At 61.9% G+C, this 1,556-nt stretch carries 2 protein-coding genes; one reads left to right on the top strand and one right to left on the bottom strand.

Annotated features, from left to right (window positions below):
* Positions 1 to 50 precede the first annotated feature (50 nt).
* Complete coding sequence (locus tag EN893_RS33320; protein WP_013529716.1) at positions 51 to 518, top strand: Hsp20 family protein; 468 nt, start codon at positions 51 to 53, stop codon at positions 516 to 518.
* Between the two features lie 72 nt (positions 519 to 590).
* On the opposite strand, the gene EN893_RS33315 is transcribed toward EN893_RS33320, so the two are convergent.
* The coding region (locus EN893_RS33315) for a low specificity L-threonine aldolase (protein WP_164901358.1) at positions 591 to 1,556 on the bottom strand (966 nt) is incomplete at its 5' end.

The following is a 1,556-nucleotide window of genomic DNA, read 5'->3' as shown; positions in this document are numbered from 1 at the left end:
GTTTCGCACCGGCCATACGCAAACCATGTTGCTCAACAGGAGAACACCTCATGCGTCACGTTGATTTTTCCCCGCTTTATCGCTCGACCGTCGGCTTCGATCGTCTGTTCACGATGCTCGATTCGCTTGCGCAGCCGGATGGCGCGCAGACCTATCCGCCCTACAACATCGAGCGCACCGGTGAGGATTCCTACCGGATCTCGATGGCGGTTGCCGGCTTCTCGGACGAGGAAATCTCGATCGAAGCCCATCGCAACGTGCTGACCGTGAAGGGTGAGCGCAAGGACGAGGGCACCGGCGAAGGCTCTGAGCTGCTCTATCGCGGCATTGCCTCGAGGGCTTTCGAACGTCGCTTCCAGCTTGCCGACCACGTCGAGGTCGTTGGCGCCTCGCTGAAGAACGGCCTGCTCTTCGTCGACCTCAAGCGCAACATCCCCGAGGAGCTGAAGCCGCGCAAGATCGCCATTACGGCGTCTTCGGCCAAGGCCAAGCAGATCGAGGCCAAGACCGCTGCCTAAAATACAAGTCTCCTCCCGAGACGGAAGCGGCGCCGAAAGGCGCCGCTTTTTTGTTGTCGGGGAAATGCGTTATCAGGCGATCAGCTGGCCAAAACGGTCGACTTCATCGGCTGTCGTCGCAAAGCTGGTGACGAAGCGGTAGAGCAACTCGTCCTCGCCGATGTGGCCGTCAAAGCCATGCGGCTTGTGCCAGTCGTAGAAGGCGGCACCCGCGGTCTGCAGCCTCTCGGCCTCGGCCTTCTTGATCACCGCGAAAACCTCGTTCGCCTGCGGCAGCCATGCCAGCTTGGCCGTTGCCGAATCCTCGATCGCGGCGGCAAGGCGTGCGGCCATGGCGTTGGCGTGGCGGGCGGTGTCCAGCCACAGCCCACCCTTGAAATAGGCCTCGAACTGCGCCGCGACGAAGCGCGATTTCGAAAACAGCTGGGCGGCGCGCTTGCGCAGGAAGGCCAATTCCCTGGCACGATCGAGGTCGAACAACACGATCGCTTCGGCGCACCAGCAGCCGTTCTTGGTGCCGCCGAAGGAGAGGATGTCGACGCCGCGTTTCCAGGTCATTTCGGCCGGTGTCGTGTCGAGTGCGACCAGCGCATTGGCAAAGCGGGCGCCATCCATGTGCAGGGGCACCGAATATTGTTTGGCGATCGCCGAGATCGTCTCGATCTCATCCAGGCCGTAGATGGTGCCGACCTCGGTCGACTGGGTGATCGAAACGGCCATCGGCCGTCCCCAATGGACAATTTCCGGTGCGAAACGGCCGATGGTCCTTTCCAGATTGTGCGGATCGATCTTGCCCAGCGCGCCATCGATCTCATGCAGGCGAGAGCCGCCGGAAAAATATACCGGCGCGCCGCATTCGTCCTCGATGACATGCGATTCGCGATGGGCAAAGGAAATGCCGCCCGGCTTGTTGTAAGCGGTGAGCGCCAGCGAGTTGGCGGCCGTGCCGGTGGCGACGAAGAACACCGCGACCTCGCGTTCGAAAATCTCACTGAAGCGCTGGTAGACTGCCCGGTCGAGCGCACCGTCGCCATAGGC

It is taken from the genome of Mesorhizobium sp. M7A.F.Ca.CA.004.04.2.1, from assembly GCF_004022825.1.
Taxonomy (GTDB): domain Bacteria; phylum Pseudomonadota; class Alphaproteobacteria; order Rhizobiales; family Rhizobiaceae; genus Mesorhizobium.
The sequence above is the reverse complement of the archived record's forward strand: the minus strand, read 5'-3'. Positions and strand labels throughout refer to the sequence as shown.

Coding starts and splice junctions, on each gene's coding strand:
- EN893_RS33320 (WP_013529716.1), top strand. CDS start 51: ATGCGTCACGTTGATTTTTCCCCGCTTTATCGCTCGACCGTCGGCTTC.